Source organism: Bradyrhizobium tunisiense (genome assembly GCF_042263385.1).
Lineage (GTDB): Bacteria > Pseudomonadota > Alphaproteobacteria > Rhizobiales > Xanthobacteraceae > Bradyrhizobium > Bradyrhizobium tunisiense.
On sequence record NZ_JBHLEV010000001.1, the window covers coordinates 422,193 to 440,424 of the forward strand.

Below are 18,232 nucleotides of genomic sequence, written 5' to 3' on the forward strand. Positions count from 1 at the left end.
CGAAAGCGATTGACTTGCACCGCCCCGCGCGGGAAGGGGTATGACAGATTGTCGCAGCATCAATCTGTCGCCTTGCCGGGAAGACGATTTCCGGCAGGCGCGCCTTTCCAAGGGGAGAACGCCATGGCTGGATCAGCCGCATCGACCAATTCACCCGCGATCAAGTCGCGCGTCGGCGCGATCCTGCGCGCCACGTCAGGCAATTTCCTCGAGCAGTTCGACTTCTTCCTGTTCGGCTTCTATGCGGCCGCGATCGGCAAGGCGTTCTTCCCCTCCTCCGACGAGACCGCATCGCTGCTCAACACCTTCGGCGTGTTCTGGCTCGGCGCCTTGATGCGGCCGGTCGGCGCGATCGTGCTCGGCTCTTACATCGATCGCATCGGCCGCCGCCAGGGCCTGATCGTCACGCTCGGCATCATGGCCTTCGGCACCGTGGTGATCGCGTTCTGCCCGAGCTATGCGACCATCGGCATCGCCGCGCCCGTGATCGTGCTGCTCGGCCGGCTGCTGCAGGGCTTCTCGGCGGGCGTCGAGCTCGGCGGTGTCTCGGTCTATCTCGCGGAGATCGCAACGCCCGGCAATCGCGGCTTCTACACCTCGTTCCAGTCGGCGAGCCAGCAGGTCGCGATCTTCGTAGCCTCGATCCTCGGCTTCATCCTGTCCGAAGTGATGCCCGCCGACACGGTGGCCGCCTGGGGCTGGCGCATTCCCTTCTTCGTCGGCTGCCTGATCATTCCGCTGATCTTTGTCCTGCGGCGGACGCTCGAGGAGACGCCGGCCTTCCTCGCCATGAAGAAGCATCCGACAACGAACGAGGTATTCGCTTCCGCGCTCGCCAACTGGCGCATCGTCGTCCTCGGCATGATGATCGCGATCCTGACCACGACGACGTTCTATTTCGTCACCGTCTACACGCCGACCTTCGGCAAGACCGTGCTGAAGCTGTCGACACAGGACGCGTTGCTGGTGACCCTGCTGGTCGCGGTGAGCAACTTCATCTGGAATCCGGTCGGCGGCGCGCTGTCCGATCGCATCGGCCGCAAGCCGGTGCTGCTCGCCATCGCCGGCCTCTCGCTCGTCACCGCCTACCCTGCGCTGCACTGGCTGGTCATCGCGCCGAGCTTCGGCAAGCTGCTCGCGGTCGAGATGATGTTCTCGTTCTATTTCGGCGTCTACAGCGGCACCATGTTAGGTGCGCTCGTCGAGATCGTGCCGGCGCATGTCCGCACCACCTGCTTCTCACTCGCCTTCGCGCTCGCCGCCGCCCTGTTCGGCACCTTCACGCCGTTCGCCTCGACCTGGTTGATCGAGCGCACCGGCGACAAGGCTTCGCCCGGCTTCTGGCTGATGCTCGCCGCCCTGCTCGGCATCATCGCGGCCACCACGGTGTATCGCGGTGGCGGCAAGGCGGCGCCGGCATATGATGCGGTCCCGGAGCCGGTCGCGGGGCGCTAGGACAGTGTCATTCCGGGGCGCCTCTTACCCTCCCCTTCCAGGGGAGGGTCATGCGCCGCCTACAGCTCCACCACCACGTAATCGCTCTCGACCCTGACCGGGATGGTCTCGGCGACATACGGCCCCTTCACGACGCTCGCGCCCGGCTCGACATGGGCGGGATAAGCCTTCACGCGGAAGCGGCGAGGGTCGCAATAGGACTGGCCGGTGCGGATGTCGAACTCCCAGCCGTGCCAGGGGCAACGGATGATCTCCCCTAGTTTGGTATATTCGATTTCGCCGGGCTCGCTGGATTGCGCGAGCCCGATCAATGGCCCCTCGCACAGCGCGGCGCCCTGATGCGGGCAGCGGTTCATCAGGCCGAAATATTCGCCCTTGATGTTGAAGACCGCGATCGGCCGTCCGTCGATCTCCAGGAATTTCCGCGTGCCCGGCGGAAGCTCGTCGACCGCGGCAATGACGTGTCTTGCCATCATGAAACGCCGTAGAGCTTCTTCGCATTACCGAGGTAGAACGCCTCGCGATCGGCCTCGCTGACGCCCGCCGGGAGCACGCGCGACGGCTCGTCATAGTCCCAATGCGGATAGTCGGTGGCGAACAAAAGCCGGTCCCAGCCGATCCAGTTGATGACGTCGAAAAGATCCTCGCGCCGCTCCGGATCCTCCATCGGCTGTGTCGTCCACCACACCTGCTCGCGGATATATTCCGACGGCGGCCGCTTCACATGCGGCACCTCGCTGCGCAGGCGCTGCCAGGCCTTGTCGAGCCGCCACGCCAGCGACGGCGCCCAGCCGAAGCCGGCCTCGATCATCACCATCTTCAGCTTCGGGAAGCGCTCGAACACGCCTTCCAGAACGAGGCTCGCCAGCGCGGATTGCTGGCACTGCGAATGCCCCACCATCTCCTCGATGTAATAGGAGGGCCAGCCCGACGGCGTGATCGGATTGCCGCCGAAGCCGAAGGCGTGCACGCCGACGGGCAGCCCTGCTTCTTCCGCGGCCTGATAGATCGGCCAGTAGCGGCGCTGGCCGAGCGGTTCGACATTGCGGCTGAGCAGCAGCACTTGCACGAAGTTCTTGTCGCCGGCGCGCTCGCGGATCTCGGCGGCGGCCGACAAACCATCCTCGTTACCGACGACGATCGACGCCTTCAGCCGCTTGTCCCTACTGGTCCATTTGTCGATCTGCCAGTCGTTGATCGCCGAGCACAAGGCGGCCGAGAGCTCGTGATTGCGGATGCCCTGCCCTGTGTTGAGCGGATTGAGCACGCCCAATTGCACGTTGTTGGGATCGAGCAGCTGCTTCTGCATGAAGGAAAGCGAGGAGCCCTGCGGCCCGCCTTCCGGTGGATAGGCATCGCGGCGCGAGGCATTGGGCTGGGCTTTGGGATAGGGCGGGCCGTCCATCATACCCTGATAGGCATGAACCCCGTAGACTTCGAGATGATGCTGCCAGCGTTTGGCGAGATAAGGATAAAGCTCGGTGCGGGTGGCGCGGGCCGGATGGATGTCGCAGTCCGCGATCGCGGTCTTCGTCGTCAGTGGGGAAGCAGCTTCTTGGCTCTCGCGGAACTGGATATTCATCGCCTTGCCTCCTTTGGCAGCGGGCTCACCTCAGGCGGGGATAGGTCGCATGCGGATTGTCGATCATGATCTTGCGCACGAGATCGGGGGTGAGACCTTCGGGCAGCGCGTCCTGGCCGTCGAACTGCCAGTGCGGATAGTCCGTGGAGAATAGGACCAATTCGTCCGACTGCATATGATCAAACAGGCGAATTAATGTCGCGTCGTCTGGCGGTGCATCAAATGGCTGCAACGAGAAACGGATGTTGCTGCGCACAATCTCCAGCGGCGCACGATCGACCCAAGGCGTCTCCATCCGCACCCCGCGCCAGAACTTGTGCAGGCGCCAGAGATAGGGGGAGATCCAGGAGACGCCCGACTCCAGCATCACCATTTTCAGCCGCGGATATTTGGCAAACACGCCCTCGACGATCAGGCTGGTGAGCTGGGTCTGGAACGCCTGGGCCTGCCCGACATAATCCTCGATATGGTAGGACCCCCATCCCACGGCGGTCGGCGGATTGTGATAGGCGGAACCCGCGTGGACACCGACGGGAAGTTCCAGACGTTCCGCGGCTTCGTAGATCGGCCACAGCGCGCGCTTGCCGAGCGGCGTGTCACCCATGACCAGCACCAGCACCTGCACGAAACGCTTGTCCTGTGCGCAGCGCTCGATCTCGGCAACGGCCTTCTCGACGTTTTGCGCCGGAATCACGATCGAGCCGCGCAGCCGGGAATCGCGATCGAGCCATTCCTTCGCGAGCCAATCGTTCAGCGCGCGGCAGAAGGCTGCCTGCATGTCTTCCGAAAATACCATCTGCACGCCGTAGAGCGGATTGCATATGGCGAGCTCGAGCTTGAAAGGATCGAGCACATGGCGCTGCATGTCCTCCAGGCTCTCGCCCGGCTTGCCGCGTTCGGGACGCCAGTCGGGCCGGGCCGTGATCGGCGAATTCTCCGGATAGGATTGCGAGACGAGATCGGCCATGCCACGCGTCGTCACCTGATCGCGCCAGTAGTCGTTCAGGTACGGCAAAAGGCTGGTCAGATGCGGCACGGCCGGATGCACATCGCAATCGACCCCGCCCGCGATCAGGGACGCCATGAGGTCTCCTTTGCGTTTCCTCGTCTCTCGACTTGTGTTCCCGCTATTCAAGCAGGCCTGCCCGTCGCCCGCAACTCGGCCAAGGCTTCCGTCATATGCTAGGAAGGCTGAGCTCGATTGCGAGGGAATGAGAGGTCAAAAGAGATGAAAGAGCTCGTCGGCATTGCGGAGCAGGTCGCCGCCAAACTGATCGCAAGCAAACAGACCGTCGCGGTGGCTGAGTCCTCGACCGGCGGACTGATCTCCGCCAGCCTGCTCGCGGTGCCCGGCGCCTCCGCTTATTTCCTCGGCGGCGCCGTGGTCTACACCCGCGATGCCAGGCGCGTGCTGATGGATATTTCGGATGAAGGAATGAAGGGCTTTCGCTCCTCGTCGGAGCCCTACGCAAGCCTGCTGGCCGAGCAGATTCGGACGCGCTTCAAAAGCGACTGGGGCCTGTCCGAGACCGGGGCCGCCGGCCCCACCGGCAACCGCTACGGCGATGCCGCCGGCCACAGCTGCATGGCAGTTGCGGGGCCGGCGGTGGAGGTGATGACGCTGGAGACGGGCAGTAACGACCGGTTCGCCAACATGCAGGTGTTCGCGGCGACGGCACTGAAATTGTTGTTGAGGAAGCTGGAGCGATGAGTTGCGCGATGTGAGTGAGTTGGGACCGTCTCACCTCAACCACTGTCGTCGCCGGGCTTGACCGGGCGATCGAGTACCCCGAGGCCGTCGTGATGGAATCGACAGGCCGCGGCGTGGTGGGACGCCCCGGTCCCGGCTCCGCCAAGGCTACGCCGAGGCTCACGGAGTTTAATCGGCGCGCCGGAGCTTCAGCGAAGGCGGCAAGCCCGGGGGGCATGACAGCGCCGGGCGTGGCGGCGCTACCGCCCCAGATGCCGCATGAAAATCCGCACCACGTAGCCCTGGAAGCGCGGTGCCTCGTCGTACAGATCTGACGCGATCCGCTCGATGGTCTCGCGCAGCGACAGGAATTGTGCCTGCCGCGCGCTGCTTTCGGTGCCCTGCATGCCCGCGAGCTCGTCCATTGCGGCGTCGCTGATCTGGCACTGCACGACCTCGTCGTCGTTCAGCATGGTGAAGCGAAAGGCCAGCCGTTCGAGATCATGGCCAATGATCTTGTCGCGCATCAACGGCATCAAGTCGTCCCGGTCGAGCCCCCGCGCCGACAATGCTGAAAATCCGCCGCCTTGTCAGCAGCAAAGAGCGGCTTCGTCCTACTGGAACGCGACTTCGGCGAAACTGCGGAGCTTTCGCGAATGCAGCCGCTCCGATTCCTGCTGCTTGAGCCGCTCCAGCGCCTTCAGGCCGATCTCCAGATGCTGGCCCACGCGGCGGCGGTAGAATTCGCTGGCCATGCCGGCGAGCTTGATCTCGCCGTGCAGCGGCTTGTCGGAGACGCAGAGCAGCGTGCCGTAGGGCACGCGGAAGCGGTATCCATTGGCGGCGATCGCGGCCGATTCCATGTCGAGCGCGACCGCGCGCGATTGCGACAGGCGGCGGATCACCCCTGGGCCCGAGATCTCCCAATTGCGATTGTCGACGCTCGCGACGGTGCCCGTGCGCATCAGCCGCTTCAGCTCGAAACCTTCCAGCCCGGTGACGTCCTCGACCGCCTCTTCGAGCGCGACCTGCATCTCGGCCAGTGCCGGGATCGGCACCCAGAGCGGCAGCTCGCGGTCGAGCACGTGATCCTCGCGCACGTAGCCATGCGCGAGCACGTAGTCGCCGAGCCGCTGCGTGTTGCGCAGGCCCGCGCAATGGCCGAGCATCAGCCAGGCATGCGGGCGCAGCACCGCGACGTGGTCGGTGACGTTGCGTGCGTTGGACGGACCGGTACCGATGTTGATCAGGGTGATGCCGCGATAGCCCGGCGCGACCAGGTGGAAGGCCGGCATTTGCGGCGTGCGCGCGGGCGCGCCCCCGCTGATCGCGCCACCGCTGCGCGTGATGACATTGCCGGGCGCGACGAAGGCTTCGAGGCCGGCTTCGCCGGACTGGAGCCGCTGCTGGCAGGCTTGCGCGAATGCGTCGACATAAAACTGGTAGTTGGTGAAGATTACGAAGTTCTGGAAATGCTCGGGATCGGTGCCGGTGTAATGATAGAGACGGCGCAGCGAGTAATCGACGCGAGCAGCGCGAAAAAGCGACAGCGGCTCGGGCGCGCCCGGCTGCAGCTCAAACGTGCCGTCGGCGATGGAATCGTCCATCGTCGCGAGATCCGGCACGTCGAACGCATCGCGCAGCGACCGCGTCACAAGTGAATTCTCGCTGGTGGTGATGGCGGCCTCGATGTTGATGTCGCGGCGGTAGGCGAAGTGGATCGGAATCGGCTCGGAGGATTCCCCGATCTCGACAGGCACGCCATGGTTCTGGATCAGCAGCCCGATCTGTTCGACCAGATAGCTGCGGAACAGATCCGGTCGCGTGACGCTGGTCTCGTGCACGCCGGGGCCGGCGACGAAGCCATAGGCGAGACGCGAATCCAGCCGCGCGTGCGTCGCGGTGGTGACGCGCACGAACGGATAGTAGGCCCGCACCCGCGTCGTGATCGCTTCGCCGCCAACATAGGCCTCGAACCGGTCGCGCAGGAACTTCGTGTTGCGCTCGTAGATCTCTTCGAGGCGGGCAACGGCAAGGGTCGCGTCGGAGAAGGATTCGGTGGCGATGGAGGGGAGAGATCGCATGGGTCGACCGCCGGGCTGTCTGAGCTTCGAGTCGAACTATAGCAAAGAAGGCGGTGTCGTAGGATGGGTTAGCGCAGCATAACCCACCACTTCTGCTTCTGCTGACGCAGAAGCGGTGGGTTGCGGCTTCGCCTAACCCACCCTACGAGATCTCCGGAATCACGCGCTTTCGCGCGTCACTTCTCGCGGAACGCGCGCATCAGCTGGTCGTGCAGCGGCTTCATCAGATAGGACAGCATGGTGCGGTCGCCGGTCTGGACGAAGGCTTCCACGGGCATGCCGGGAATCATCTTGACGTCGCCGAGGCGGGCGATCTCCTCGGCCGGCATCGAGACGCGGATGGTGTAGTAGCTCTGACCGGTGCGCTGGTCGGTGGTGACGTCGGGCGAGACGCGGCTGACGAGGCCGTTGAGCTCCGGCGTGGTGCGCTGGTTGAAGGCAGAGAGCCGCAGCAGCGTCTTCTGGCCGATCTGGAGCTTGTCGATGTCCACCGGGTTGACCTTAGCTTCGACCTGGAGATCGTCGGCCTGCGGCACGATCAGCATCAACGCATCGCCGGCGGTGATGACGCCGCCGACGGTGTGCACCGTCGATTGCAGCACCATGCCGTCCTGCGGCGCGCGGATGTCGATGCGGCGAAGCTGGTCTTCGGCGGCGACCTTGCGCTCGATCAGCTCACCGATCTTGTCGTTGGTCTCGCGCAGGTCCTTGGAGACTTCGCTCACCACGTCCTTGTCGACCTGGATGATCTGCAGCTCGGTCTCGGTGATCTTGCCCTTGGCCTGGGCGCGCGCGGCGATGTACTGCGCGCGCTCACCGTTAAGGCGGGCCGAGTCGCGTTCGAGCTGGGTCAGGCGCGAGATCTGCACCAGGCGCTTGTCGTAAAGCTCCCGCACGCCGGTGAGCTCGTTCTGCACCAGCGCGATCTCCTGGTCCTTGGCCTTCTCCTGGGCGCTGAGGCCGGAGATTTCCTCGTTGAGCTGCGTGATGCGCTCGCGTAGCTGGGCCTTCTGTCCGGTGCGGCCGTTGACACGGACGTCGAACAGCTTGGTTTCGGCGGAAAGCAGCAGCTTGACGTCAGGATCGACGGCGCGATCGAGCAGGGCCTGCGGAAATTCGATTCTGTCCACACCGCGCTGCTCGGCCTGCAACCGCGCCGCGCGCGCCTGCGCGGCGTCGAGATTCTTGGTGACGATGGCAAGGTTCGCCTTGGTGACGGTGTCGTCGAGCCGAACCACGATGTCGCCGGCCTTGACCCGGTCGCCGTCGCGGGCGCGCACCTCGCCGACCACGCCGCCGGTCGGGTGCTGCACCTTCTTGACGTTGGATTCGACCACGATCTGCCCCGGCGCGATCAGCGCGCCCGAGATCAGCACCGTGGACGCCCAGCCGCCGAGACCGACGACCAGGACCAGCACGATCACGAGGCCGAGGATCAGGTGAAACTTGATGGATTCGCGCACGGTCTTCTTCGCGGCAGGCTTCGGGCCGCCGATGGCCATCGTGCTCATGGCTTGGCCACTCCGCCTTCGCTGACGATCTTGATCGGTGCGGGCGGCGTCACGCGCGGCTGCAGCACCTGGGCGAGCACCTGCTCTTTCGGGCCGAACGCCTGCATGCGTCCGTCGCGCAGCACCAGGATCTGGTCGACCGCCTCGACGCCGATCGGGCGGTGCGCCACCACGACGACGATGGCGCCACGCTCGCGCGCGGCACGGACGGCGCGGGTCAGCGCCTCATCGCCTTCGGTGTCGAGATTGGAGTTGGGCTCGTCGAGCACGATCAGGAAGGGGTTGCCATAGAGCGCACGCGCCAGCGCCACGCGCTGCGCCTGGCCAGCGGAAAGCGCAGCGCCCTGCTCGCCGACTTGCGTGTTGTAGCCCTCGCGCATCTTGATGATCATCTCGTGCACGCCGGCTTCTTTCGCCGCCGCGATGATGGCGTCGGAGGTCGCCTCGGGATCGAATCGGCTGATGTTCTGCGCGATGGTGCCGCCGAACAATTCGACGTCCTGCGGCAGATAGCCGATGTGCCGGCCGAGCATGTCGGACGACCATTGATCGAGCGCCGCACCGTCGAGCCGCACCTTGCCGCGCACCGGCTGCCAGACCCCGACCAGCGCGCGAATCAACGACGACTTGCCGGAGCCGCTCGGGCCGATCACGCCGAGACCGTTGCCGGCCACGAGCGCGAAGGTGATGTCCTGCACGATGAGGCGTTGATCCCCGGGCGGCACCATGGCGATGCCTTCGACCGAGAGCCGGCTGGTGGGCGCCTGCAACTGCGTCGGCATCGTCTGGGCCGGCATCTGCTCCAACAGGCGGGTGAGGCGATGCCAGCTCTGGCGTGCCGCGACGAAGGATTTCCAGTGCGCGATGGCGAGATCGACCGGTGCAAGCGCGCGGGCGGAGAGGATCGAGCCGGCGATGATGATGCCGGCGGTCGCCTCCTGGTGAATGACGAGATAGGCACCGACCGCGAGCACGGCCGATTGCAGCATCATGCGGAGCACCTTTGCGACCGCGCCCAGACCGCCGGCGACATCGCTCGCACGCTGATTGCCGGCGAGGTATTTTTCGTTGGCCTCGCTCCAGCGCGCGTTCATCCGGCCGGCCATGCCCATCGACACCATGACCTCGGCGTTGCGGCGGCTGGCCTGGGCGATATCGTTGCGCTGCGCGGCAAGTCCCATCGCCTCCTTCGCCGGCTGGCGGGACATGAATTCGGTGACCAGCGTCAGGCCGACCAGGATGATGGCGCCGATCAAGGCGGTGACGCCGATCATGACGTGGAAGGCGAAGCAGATGGCGAGATAGAGCGGCAGCCAGGGCAGATCGAAGAACGCGCTCGGACCCATGCTGCCGAGGAAGGAGCGGACATTGTCGAGATCACGCAGCGGCTGAAGCCCTTCGTTGCGGCTGCCGACCAGGAGCGGCAGGCGCACGATGGTGTCGAACACGCGCTTGTTGAGGGCTTCGTCCAGCGCGGTGCCGATCCGTCCGAGGATCCGGTTGCGGATCATGTCGAGCAGGCCCTGCGCCATGTAGAGGAAGCTGGCGAGGATGATAAGGCCGACGAGGGTGGGGATGCTGCGGCTCGGCAGCACCCGGTCGTAGACCTCCAGCATGAAGATCGACCCGGTCAGATAGAGCAGGTTGATCATGCAGCTCATCAAGCCGACGCCGACGAACGCCGTGCGACAAGCGCGCATGGCGTCACCGAGCTCTGAACGGCGGGCGCCAGGGATGGCTGCCATCAGTCTGATCTCTTTCCGGTGAGAGGCAAAGCCCCTGATTTCAAAGGCGAAATCAGGAGTACTTGACTCGGATTAATATGGCGTTTTCCGCCTGTCCAACGCGGCCGACCTAATCTAGGCCTTCATGAGCCACATCTACCCCTGGTGGCCTCGCGCGCAAGTCCGGATTTTCACAGGCTTGCGGCTTTTTCTTGCGGTCTTTCAGGCTCTTCCCGGAAAAACCAGAGCGCGAAAGTTCCGATCCGTCGGGCGCGGGCTAGAACCGACCCCCGCCACGCACCAGCCGCACCACCAGCAGCAGGATGACCGCGCCGATGGCGGAATAGACGATCTCCGACACAAGGCCGGTGCCAAGACGAATGCCGAGCTTCGGAAACAGGAAGCTCGCCACCAGCGCGCCGGCGATGCCGACCACGATATCGCCGATAATGCCGAACCCGGTCCCGCGCACCACCTTGCCGGCGAGCCAGCCGGCCACCAGGCCGACGAACAGGATGACAAGCAGGCCTTCGTTGGAAATGTGCATAAGTGAGGTCCCTCTCCGTGACCGCGCCATGGAACGGGAACCGGAATGAATGAGGTGTGAATGCTGTTCCCCGGCGGCCGGTTGAGGCCGGAAACAGAAAAAGTCGAAAAACAACCCCATGCACAGTAGCCAAGTCGGTGTTGTCGCAGAGAAATTTCGAAGGGCGTATTACGGCATTGCGGCCGCCTGCTCCGCCAGCACACATCGCGCCGCCCGGCCCGGCCCGACCTCCACATTTGCAGGCAATTGCTCCAGGCAACGAGGCTGGGCCGCCGCGCAGCGGGGAGCGAAGGAGCAGTTGTGGGGCTGTTCGGCCAGCGAGGGCGGCGTGCCGGGAATGGTTTCGAGGCGCTGCCCGCGCTTGGCGCCGTGGACGGTCGAGGCAAGCAGGCCCTTGGCGTAGGGGTGCACCGGGCTGCGGACGATGTCGCGCAAGCTGCCCTGCTCCACGATCTGGCCGGCATACATCACCGCAACCCGGTCGCAGATCTCGATGGCGACGCCGATGTCGTGGGTAACGAAGATGACGGACATGCCGAACTCGCGCTGCAGCTCGCGAAGCAGCAACAGGATCTGGATCTGCACGGTGGCATCGAGCGCCGTGGTCGGCTCGTCCGCGAGCAGGATCTTGGGCCGGCAGGCCAGCGCCAGCGCAATCATCGCGCGCTGCCGCATGCCGCCGGACATCTCGTGCGGATAGGCGTCCAGCCGGCGCTTGGCCGAGGGAATGCGCACGACCTCGAGCATCTCGAGCGCCCGCGCCCTGCCCTCCGCATGAGATTTTCCTTCGTGCCGCACCACGCTTTCAGCGATCTGCGCCCCGATGGTGTAGACCGGGTCGAGTGCCAGTGCCGGCTCCTGGAAGATCATCGAGACGGTCTGGCCGCGGAACGCCGACAGCTCCTCGTCGTTCATGGCGAGCACATCGCGGCCCATCACGTTGACCCTGCCCGAGATCTGCGTGCGCTTCTTCGGCAATAGCCGCATCAACGCCCGCAATGTCACGCTCTTGCCGGAGCCGGACTCGCCGAGCAGGCCCAGCACCTCGCTGGTTCCGAGCGAGAGGCTGAGATCGTTCACGGCATAGACCGTGCGCTCGCCGGTGAAGCGGATGTTGAGGCCTGAGATCTCGACGAGGTTGGTCATGACGGCAGTTTCGGCAATCGATCGTGATAGTCGGTGACGCGCTGGAAGGCGGCGCCGATGGTGAGCAGGGTGGCTTCGTCGAAGGAACGGCCGATCAGTTGCATGCCGACCGGCAGGCCGCTTCTGGTAAAGCCGGAGGGCACCGTGAGCGACGGCAGGCCGAGATAGTTCACCGGGCGGGTGAACAACGTCAGGCGCTGCACCATGGCCGGCGCGTTCGGTCCGCCGCCGACATCGCTCTCCTCGATGGTCGGCGCAGGCACCGGCGAGGCCGGTGCGATGATCGCGTCGACGCCGGCGGTGGCTGCGTTGTGCGCGGCGAGTGCCGGACCGCGCCAGCGCATCGCCTCGAGATAGGTGATGGCGGGAACGGCGAGGCCGTTCTGAAGCCGCATCAGCACCTGCGGGCCATAATCCTGCGGACGCTCGATCATCCAGCGCTTGTGGAAGGCGGCAGCTTCCGCGGCGAGCACGAGCTGGCTCGCCGCGGACAATTGCCGTTGGTCCGGCAGCTCGACCTTGACGATGTCGGCGCCCTCGCGCTTCAGCACCGCGATGGTCTCGTCCAGCACGCGCGCGACCTCGCTGTCGAGATCGTCGACATAAAAGGTCCCGGGCACGCCGATCTTGAGGCCCTTCAGCGAGCCCTTGGTCGCAGCGACATAGTCCGACAGCGGCTCGTGGCTGCATGTCGAATCGGCGGGGTCTGGGCCGGCCATCAAAGCCAGCAGCAGCGCGCAATCCTCGGCGGTCCGTGCGAGCGGACCGACCGTGTCGAGCGATTGCGACAGCGGCATTGCGCCGGCGCGGCTGACGCGGCCCACGGTCGTCTTGAGGCCGGTGACGCCGCAGAAATGCGCGGGCATGCGGATCGATCCGCCGGTGTCCGAGCCAAGCGCCGCATAGGTCAAACGCGCGGCAACCGCCGAGCCCGAGCCCGACGAGGAACCGCCGGTAATGTGGGCGACGTTCCACGGATTGCGCACCGGACCATAATGGGCGTTATGGCCGGTCGGGCCGTAGGCGAACTCCGCCAGATGCAGCGTGCCGAGGCGCACCTGTCCGGCGTCCTTCAGCCGCTGCAAGGCGGTGGAAGTCACGGTCGGCACGAAATCGCGGCGGATCAGCGAGCCGCAGGTCGAAACCTTGCCGGCATCGTAATACATGTCCTTGTGCGCGAGAGGCACGCCATGCAAGGGACCGCGGACATTGCCCTTGGCGAGCTCGGAATCGGCAGCTTCGGCCGCCTTCAATGCAGCCTCGGCCTCGACCGACATGAAGGCGTTGAGATGCGGCTGCCACTGCGCGATGCGGTGCAGCAGCGCGCGCGTCGCCTCATGCGAGGATACCTGCTTCATCGCGATCGCGCGCGCGACCTCGGTGAGCGTCATCAATGCAGGCTCAGTGCTCATTTCGAGACCTTCTGCGTCTGCGCGAGCACATAGCCGGCGGGCTCGAGGTCGAACGGCAGCGTGCCGGCGATGGCCTCGAAGCCTTCGAAGGCGGGCCCGATGGAATTGGAGATGCGCGTTGCGATCTCATCATCCACGGGGACGCCTGCGATTTGCGCGATGGGCTTGATCTCTTTCGGTGTCGGTCTCGTCATGCGGTCTTCTCCCTGGGCGCGCGGCTATGGCCTGAGCCCGGTATCGCCATGTAGCACGCGGCCTCGTGGCCCATTCTATCCAGAGCTGTGAGCTTTGGTGTCGCATTTGCGCAGAGCGGCTCCGCAAACGGGCAGCGCGTGTGGAAGCGGCAGCCCGAGGGCGGATCGATCGGATTGGGCGGATCGCCCGTGATCGGCGGCGTCTCGGTGCGCCTGTCGGGATCCGAGGACGGCATCGCGGCCAGCAGCGCGCTCGTATAGGGATGCGCAGGCCGATCCCAGACCTGGTCGACCGGGCCGAGCTCGACGACCTCGCCGAGATACATCACCAGCACACGGTCCGAAATGTAGCGGACCACGTTGAGGTCGTGGCTAATGAACAGGTAGGTCAACCCGAACTCGCGCTTGAGGTCGGCGAGCAGATTGAGCACCTGCGCCTCGACGGATTTGTCGAGCGCGGAGACGGCCTCATCCAGGATCACCAGCCTTGGCGACAATGCCAGCGCGCGCGCGATGTTGACCCGCTGGCGCTGGCCGCCGGAGATCTCGTGCGGATAACGGCTCGCGAAGTTCTCCGGGCGCAGGCCGACCTTGCCGAGCAGCTCGCGCGCGAGGGCGCGCGCCGCGCCGTCGGCCATGCCGTGGACCTTGGGGCCGAAGGCGATCGATTCCTCGATTGTCAGGCGCGGATTGAGCGAGGCGTAGGAATCCTGGAACACCATCTGCATGCCGCGGCGCAGCTCGCGCAGCGACAGCGACTGTCCGACGGTCATGCCGTCATAGATGATGTCGCCAGTATCGCGCGGCATCAGATGCATCAGCAGCCGCGCCGTGGTCGACTTGCCGCAGCCGGACTCGCCGACGATGCCGACGGTCTCGCCCTTGGCGACAGTGAAGGAGACATCGTCGACGGCGCGCACGGTACGCTTGGCGGCGAACAGCCCGCCGCGCACGGGAAAATGCTTGGTCAGCCCGTTGACCTGAAGCAGCGGCTGCGCCACGCCACCGACGTCCTCGACCTGCTCCAGCATTTCGACGGATGCGCTGTTCTCGCTCATCGCTAGTTCCTGATGTCCATGGCGCTGCGCAGGCCGTCCGAGAGCAGGTTGAAGCAGATCGAGACCGCGAAGATCATCGCGCCCGGCAATGCTGCGACCCAGGGATTGACGTAGATCGCGGTTCGCAAGGTGTTCAGCATCAACCCCCATTCCGGCTCCGGCGGCTTGGTGCCGAGACCGAGGAAGGAAAGACCGGCGGCGAGGATCATCGAAACCGAAATGAGACTGGTCGCATAGACGAAGATCGACCCCAGCACATTGCCGAGGATGTGCACGCGCATGATTGTGAAGGGCCCTGCGCCAGAGGCACGCGCGGCCTCGACGAAATCCATGTTGCGCACGCCCGTGGTGACGCTCTCGGCGACGCGGGTGATCTGCGGCACGAACACGACCGTCAGCGACACGATGGAATTGAGGATGCCGGCCCCCAGCGCGCCGGAGATCGCAATCGCCAGCAACACGGAAGGAAAAGCGTAGAACACGTCGATCGTGCGCATGATCGCGGTGTTGAGCTTGCCGCCGACATAGCCGGCAACGAGACCGAGCGAGGTGCCGATGCAGAAGGCGAGGATCACGGGCAGGATGCCGATGACCAGCGACAGCCGTCCGCCATAGATCAGGCGCGCCAGCATGTCGCGGCCGAGTTCGTCCGTCCCGAGCGGGTAGCCCGCTGTGCCGATGTGGCGCAGGCGGCGGATCATCGATCCCTTGTAGGGATCCTCCAGACCCAGCCATGGCGCGAGGATCGCGGAGAGGACGATCAACAGCAGCACCACCGCGCAGGCCATGCTGACCTTGTCGCGCCTGATGCGGCGGCCGACGGTCGCCCAATATCCGCGCGCCCTGGTGGCGGGCGCGACCTGCAGCGCGGAATCGGCGGTCGCAGACAATGGAAGCTCGCTCATTCCGCTAGCCCCGCTTGATTCGCGGATCGATCGCGGCTTGCGCGATGTCGACCAGGAGATTGAGGAAGACGAAGAACAGCGCCAGGATCAGGATCGTGCCCTGCAGCAGCGGCAGATCGCGCTGGAAGATCGCCGAATTGAGCAGGAAGCCCGATCCCGGCCAGGAGAACACGGTCTCGATCAGGATCGAGCCGCCGAGCATATAGCCGAGCTGAAGTCCCATCACCGCAAGCGCCGTGGGCGCGGCGTTCTTGATGACGTGGCGGAAGACGCCGCGCTCATGCAGGCCTTTTGCGCGCAAGGCCTCGACGAAGTCCTGGCTGAGGATGTCGCCGGTGAGCGCGCGCACGGTGCGGGTGACGATGCCCATGGGGATCACCGACGTCGTGATCGCCGGCAGCACCAGATATTTCAGATGCGCCCAGTCCCAGGCCCATGAGTTGGAGCCGTTCGGCCCGGCGCCGACCGCGGGCAGCCAGTTCAGCTGCACCGAGAAGATGATGACCAGTACCATGCCGAGCCAGTAATGCGGCACCGACACGCCGGCGATGGCGAAGGAGGTCGCGATCTTGTCGATCCAGGTCTCGCGGAAATAGCCGGCGATCAGGCCGAGCAGGATGCCCATGGTGAAGCCAATGATCGCGGCGGCGATCGCCAGCGTGACGGTGTTGCCGACGGCGCGCATGACCTCGGCGAGCACGGGGCGGCCGGTGGCGATGGAATTGCCGAGATCGCCATGAAGGGCCCGGAGCAACCATAGCCCGAATTGCACCGGCAGCGGGCGATCGAAGCCATAGGCGGTACGCAGTTGCGCGGCAAGCTCCTGCGAGGCGTCGGCCGGCAGCACCGCCACAAGCGGATCGCCCGGCGTGATGTGCACGAGCAGGAAGCACACCAGCGCCACGCTGATGACGATCGGAACGACATAGACAATGCGTCTGGCGATATAGGCGAGCACGTTGTTTCTTCTTCTTCCCTCCCCCCTTGTGGGAGAAGGTGGCGCGAAGCGCCGGATGAGGGTTCTATCCGCGGAGAGAGTCGTTACGAACGCGAGAGGGTTATCTGCGGAGAGAGACCCCTCACCCGGCTTCGCTTTCGCGAAGCCACCCTCTCCCACGAGGGGAGAGGGTGCACTGAGCGTATGGCACTCACTACTGCGCGATCGACACCGGCGAGAAGTCGATGAACCAGCTCTTCGGCTGCACGACGCCCGTCACCTTGGGGCTCATGGCGCGGGGGCCGACGTCGTGGGCAACGTAGAGGAACGCCGCATCATCGACCGAGGCCGCGTGCAGCTCGGCGAGCGCGGCGTCACGCGCGGCGGGATCGAAGGTTTGGCGAGCCTTCTTCACCAGCTCGTCGAACTTGGGGTCGTTGATGAAGCCCCAATTGTTCGAGACCGGCGGAGCCATACCCGATTGCAGGAAGCGCACCAGCGCGAAGAACGGGTCCATCGCCGCATAGGTGACGTTGGTCGCGTTCGAGCCGTTGGCCGAGGGGTCCTTGGCGCCGCGGCGCCAGTTGGTGAACAGCGTATTCCATTCGATGACGTCGAGCTTCACGTCGAAATAGCAGTCGGCGAGCGCCTGCTGGAGATATTCGTTCATCGCCAGTGGCTGCATCTGTCCCGAGCCCGACGCCGAGGTCTGGGTCTTGACCGTCAGCTTCTTGCTCGGACCGAATCCGGCCTCCTGCATCAGCTTTTGCGCAGCCGCCTTGTCATACTTGATCTGAAAGCTCGGCTTGCCGCGCCAGGGATGGCCGGGCTCGAAAGTGCCGGTCGCGGGCACCATCAACCCGGCGAGCAGGCCGTCCCTGAGGCCTTCGCGATCGATGCAGAGGTTCGCCGCCTTGCGCACGCGGATATCGTTCCAGGGCGAACCCTCGACGCGCGAGAACTGCCAGGGCCAGACATGCGGCTGCTCGTTGGCGTAGAGCTTGAAGCCGCGCTGCTTCAATTCGGGCAACGCATCCGGCGCGGGCGCCTCGACCCAATCGACCTGCCCGGAGAGCAGCGCCGCGGTGCGCGCGTTTGCCTCCGGCATCGGCAAGAGCACCATCTTGTCGACCTTGGGCACGCGATCCTTGTTCCAGTAGGCCGCATTCTTCACCAGCTCGAGCCGCTCGCGCGGCGTGAAGCTCGCCATTTTCCACGGACCGGTGCCCGCTGCGTCCTTGGCAAACGCAGTCCATGCGGCCTGCGATTTCGCCTTGGCATCAGCGCCTTCGGCCTTGTCATAGAAGTGCTGCCACTTCGCAGGACTCGCCATGAAGAGGTTGGTGAGGTTGATCGGCAGGAAGCTGTCGGGCTCCTTGGTGGTGAGCTCGACGGTCATGTCGTCGATCTTCTTGGCGGAGGCCAGCGTCGGCATGCGCGAGGCCGTGACGCCGACCTGGCTGGCGTCGAATTGCGGCGCATCCTGCTTCAGCACCTTCTCGACGTTCCACACCACGGCGTCCGCATTGAAGGGCGAGCCGTCGTGGAAAGTCACGCCGGGGCGCAGCTTGAAGACCCATTTGGTCTTGTCGGCATCATCGACCTTCCACTCGGTGGCAAGGCCAGGGATCACCACGCTCGCCTTGTCGGCGGAGGACAAATCCCAGCCGGTGAGCGCGTCATACATGGTAAGGCCGGTGAAGCGGTTGCCCTCAAAACCCTGATCCGGCTGGCCCAGCGTGCGTGGAATATCGGCAGCGGTCATGCCGATACGCAGCACAGTCTGGGCGCTGACCGCACGCGGCCATGCAGCGGCAGTCGTTAGAGCGAGCACCGCGATCAATGCCGCGCGTGTAGTCTTCTTGGTAAGCATCGCCTTAATCCTTTTCCGGCTTCGATGACTATTTTTGATGCAATCGTATGCAATGGCTATGCCAAAGAGAAACTTATTCTGTCATTTGTCACTGCGACGACAAGTCCTTGTGGC

Annotated in this window: 17 protein-coding genes; 2 read left to right on the plus strand and 15 right to left on the minus strand. The window is 64.9% G+C overall.

Annotated elements, in window-relative coordinates; all coding sequences use genetic code 11:
* Nucleotides 1-123: 123 nt before the first annotated feature.
* A complete protein-coding gene (locus ACFDR6_RS01995) occupies nt 124-1,455 on the plus strand; it encodes an MFS transporter (protein ID WP_375857190.1) in 1,332 nt (443 codons plus the stop codon).
* A 59-nt stretch (nt 1,456-1,514) separates the two neighbouring features.
* Here ACFDR6_RS01995 and ACFDR6_RS02000 read toward each other — a convergent pair whose 3' ends face one another.
* From ACFDR6_RS02000 to ACFDR6_RS02010, 3 genes are read right to left on the minus strand one after another with little or no spacing between them, the layout of a single operon-like run.
* Nucleotides 1,515-1,928, minus strand: a complete 414-nt coding sequence (locus ACFDR6_RS02000; RefSeq protein ID WP_375857191.1) for a Rieske (2Fe-2S) protein — start codon at nt 1,926-1,928, stop codon at nt 1,515-1,517.
* Entirely contained in the window at nt 1,928-3,037 is a 1,110-nt protein-coding gene (locus ACFDR6_RS02005; RefSeq protein ID WP_212087649.1) for an amidohydrolase family protein, read from the minus strand. Before ACFDR6_RS02005 ends, ACFDR6_RS02000 begins: the two co-directional genes overlap by 1 nt.
* 25 nt (nt 3,038-3,062) lie before the next feature.
* Nucleotides 3,063-4,121, minus strand: a complete 1,059-nt coding sequence (locus tag ACFDR6_RS02010) for an amidohydrolase family protein (RefSeq protein WP_375857192.1) — start codon at nt 4,119-4,121, stop codon at nt 3,063-3,065.
* 144 nt (nt 4,122-4,265) lie between these two features.
* Between ACFDR6_RS02010 and ACFDR6_RS02015 the strand changes: the two genes are divergently transcribed.
* On the plus strand, nt 4,266-4,748 hold the full coding sequence (locus tag ACFDR6_RS02015; RefSeq protein WP_375857193.1) for a CinA family protein: 483 nt from the start codon (nt 4,266-4,268) through the stop codon (nt 4,746-4,748).
* Between the two features lie 239 nt (nt 4,749-4,987).
* On the opposite strand, the gene ACFDR6_RS02020 is transcribed toward ACFDR6_RS02015, so the two are convergent.
* The 12 genes from ACFDR6_RS02020 to ACFDR6_RS02075 form a co-directional block, all read right to left on the minus strand.
* Complete coding sequence (locus tag ACFDR6_RS02020; protein ID WP_375857194.1) at nt 4,988-5,254, minus strand: DUF1488 family protein; 267 nt, start codon at nt 5,252-5,254, stop codon at nt 4,988-4,990.
* Nucleotides 5,255-5,341: 87 nt separating this feature from the next.
* Entirely contained in the window at nt 5,342-6,811 is a 1,470-nt protein-coding gene (locus ACFDR6_RS02025; protein WP_375857195.1) for an AMP nucleosidase, read from the minus strand.
* A 176-nt stretch (nt 6,812-6,987) separates the two neighbouring features.
* Nucleotides 6,988-8,322, minus strand: a complete 1,335-nt coding sequence (locus ACFDR6_RS02030; protein WP_212087640.1) for an HlyD family type I secretion periplasmic adaptor subunit — start codon at nt 8,320-8,322, stop codon at nt 6,988-6,990.
* Nucleotides 8,319-10,067: a type I secretion system permease/ATPase gene (locus ACFDR6_RS02035; RefSeq protein WP_212087638.1), complete on the minus strand. Its 1,749-nt coding sequence runs from the start codon at nt 10,065-10,067 to the stop codon at nt 8,319-8,321. The genes ACFDR6_RS02030 and ACFDR6_RS02035 overlap by 4 nt, the downstream gene beginning before the upstream one ends.
* Nucleotides 10,068-10,323: 256 nt before the next feature.
* A complete protein-coding gene (locus ACFDR6_RS02040) occupies nt 10,324-10,593 on the minus strand; it encodes a GlsB/YeaQ/YmgE family stress response membrane protein (RefSeq protein WP_028140658.1) in 270 nt (89 codons plus the stop codon).
* A gap of 168 nt (nt 10,594-10,761) precedes the next feature.
* Complete coding sequence (locus ACFDR6_RS02045) at nt 10,762-11,739, minus strand: ABC transporter ATP-binding protein (RefSeq protein ID WP_375857196.1); 978 nt, start codon at nt 11,737-11,739, stop codon at nt 10,762-10,764.
* The gene (locus tag ACFDR6_RS02050; protein WP_212087633.1) at nt 11,736-13,151 is read right to left on the minus strand and encodes an amidase; all 1,416 of its coding nucleotides are present in this window, start codon (nt 13,149-13,151) and stop codon (nt 11,736-11,738) included. Before ACFDR6_RS02050 ends, ACFDR6_RS02045 begins: the two co-directional genes overlap by 4 nt.
* The gene (locus tag ACFDR6_RS02055; RefSeq protein WP_212087632.1) at nt 13,148-13,345 is read right to left on the minus strand and encodes a hypothetical protein; all 198 of its coding nucleotides are present in this window, start codon (nt 13,343-13,345) and stop codon (nt 13,148-13,150) included. Before ACFDR6_RS02055 ends, ACFDR6_RS02050 begins: the two co-directional genes overlap by 4 nt.
* A complete protein-coding gene (locus tag ACFDR6_RS02060) occupies nt 13,342-14,403 on the minus strand; it encodes an ABC transporter ATP-binding protein (RefSeq protein WP_375857197.1) in 1,062 nt (353 codons plus the stop codon). The genes ACFDR6_RS02055 and ACFDR6_RS02060 overlap by 4 nt, the downstream gene beginning before the upstream one ends.
* A gap of 2 nt (nt 14,404-14,405) precedes the next feature.
* Nucleotides 14,406-15,308 (minus strand): ABC transporter permease, encoded by a 903-nt coding sequence (locus ACFDR6_RS02065; RefSeq protein ID WP_212087628.1) that lies wholly within the window; start codon nt 15,306-15,308, stop codon nt 14,406-14,408.
* Nucleotides 15,309-15,312: 4 nt separating this feature from the next.
* Nucleotides 15,313-16,266 carry an ABC transporter permease gene (locus ACFDR6_RS02070; RefSeq protein ID WP_212087627.1) on the minus strand — a complete coding sequence of 318 codons (954 nt, stop codon included), beginning with the start codon at nt 16,264-16,266 and terminating at the stop codon, nt 15,313-15,315.
* A 193-nt stretch (nt 16,267-16,459) separates the two neighbouring features.
* Nucleotides 16,460-18,118 carry an ABC transporter substrate-binding protein gene (locus ACFDR6_RS02075; RefSeq protein ID WP_212087626.1) on the minus strand — a complete coding sequence of 553 codons (1,659 nt, stop codon included), beginning with the start codon at nt 18,116-18,118 and terminating at the stop codon, nt 16,460-16,462.
* Nucleotides 18,119-18,232 lie beyond the last annotated feature (114 nt).

Bases quoted from the DNA above. Each gene is read 5' to 3' on its own strand.
- ACFDR6_RS01995 (WP_375857190.1), top strand. From the start codon at position 124: ATGGCTGGATCAGCCGCATCGACCAATTCACCCGCGATCAAGTCGCGC.
- ACFDR6_RS02000 (WP_375857191.1), bottom strand. From the start codon at position 1,928: ATGGCAAGACACGTCATTGCCGCGGTCGACGAGCTTCCGCCGGGCACG.
- ACFDR6_RS02005 (WP_212087649.1), bottom strand. From the start codon at position 3,037: ATGAATATCCAGTTCCGCGAGAGCCAAGAAGCTGCTTCCCCACTGACG.
- ACFDR6_RS02010 (WP_375857192.1), bottom strand. From the start codon at position 4,121: ATGGCGTCCCTGATCGCGGGCGGGGTCGATTGCGATGTGCATCCGGCC.
- ACFDR6_RS02015 (WP_375857193.1), top strand. From the start codon at position 4,266: ATGAAAGAGCTCGTCGGCATTGCGGAGCAGGTCGCCGCCAAACTGATC.
- ACFDR6_RS02020 (WP_375857194.1), bottom strand. From the start codon at position 5,254: ATGCGCGACAAGATCATTGGCCATGATCTCGAACGGCTGGCCTTTCGC.
- ACFDR6_RS02025 (WP_375857195.1), bottom strand. From the start codon at position 6,811: ATGCGATCTCTCCCCTCCATCGCCACCGAATCCTTCTCCGACGCGACC.
- ACFDR6_RS02030 (WP_212087640.1), bottom strand. From the start codon at position 8,322: ATGAGCACGATGGCCATCGGCGGCCCGAAGCCTGCCGCGAAGAAGACC.
- ACFDR6_RS02035 (WP_212087638.1), bottom strand. From the start codon at position 10,067: ATGGCAGCCATCCCTGGCGCCCGCCGTTCAGAGCTCGGTGACGCCATG.
- ACFDR6_RS02040 (WP_028140658.1), bottom strand. From the start codon at position 10,593: ATGCACATTTCCAACGAAGGCCTGCTTGTCATCCTGTTCGTCGGCCTG.
- ACFDR6_RS02045 (WP_375857196.1), bottom strand. From the start codon at position 11,739: ATGACCAACCTCGTCGAGATCTCAGGCCTCAACATCCGCTTCACCGGC.
- ACFDR6_RS02050 (WP_212087633.1), bottom strand. From the start codon at position 13,151: ATGAGCACTGAGCCTGCATTGATGACGCTCACCGAGGTCGCGCGCGCG.
- ACFDR6_RS02055 (WP_212087632.1), bottom strand. From the start codon at position 13,345: ATGACGAGACCGACACCGAAAGAGATCAAGCCCATCGCGCAAATCGCA.
- ACFDR6_RS02060 (WP_375857197.1), bottom strand. From the start codon at position 14,403: ATGAGCGAGAACAGCGCATCCGTCGAAATGCTGGAGCAGGTCGAGGAC.
- ACFDR6_RS02065 (WP_212087628.1), bottom strand. From the start codon at position 15,308: ATGAGCGAGCTTCCATTGTCTGCGACCGCCGATTCCGCGCTGCAGGTC.
- ACFDR6_RS02075 (WP_212087626.1), bottom strand. From the start codon at position 18,118: ATGCTTACCAAGAAGACTACACGCGCGGCATTGATCGCGGTGCTCGCT.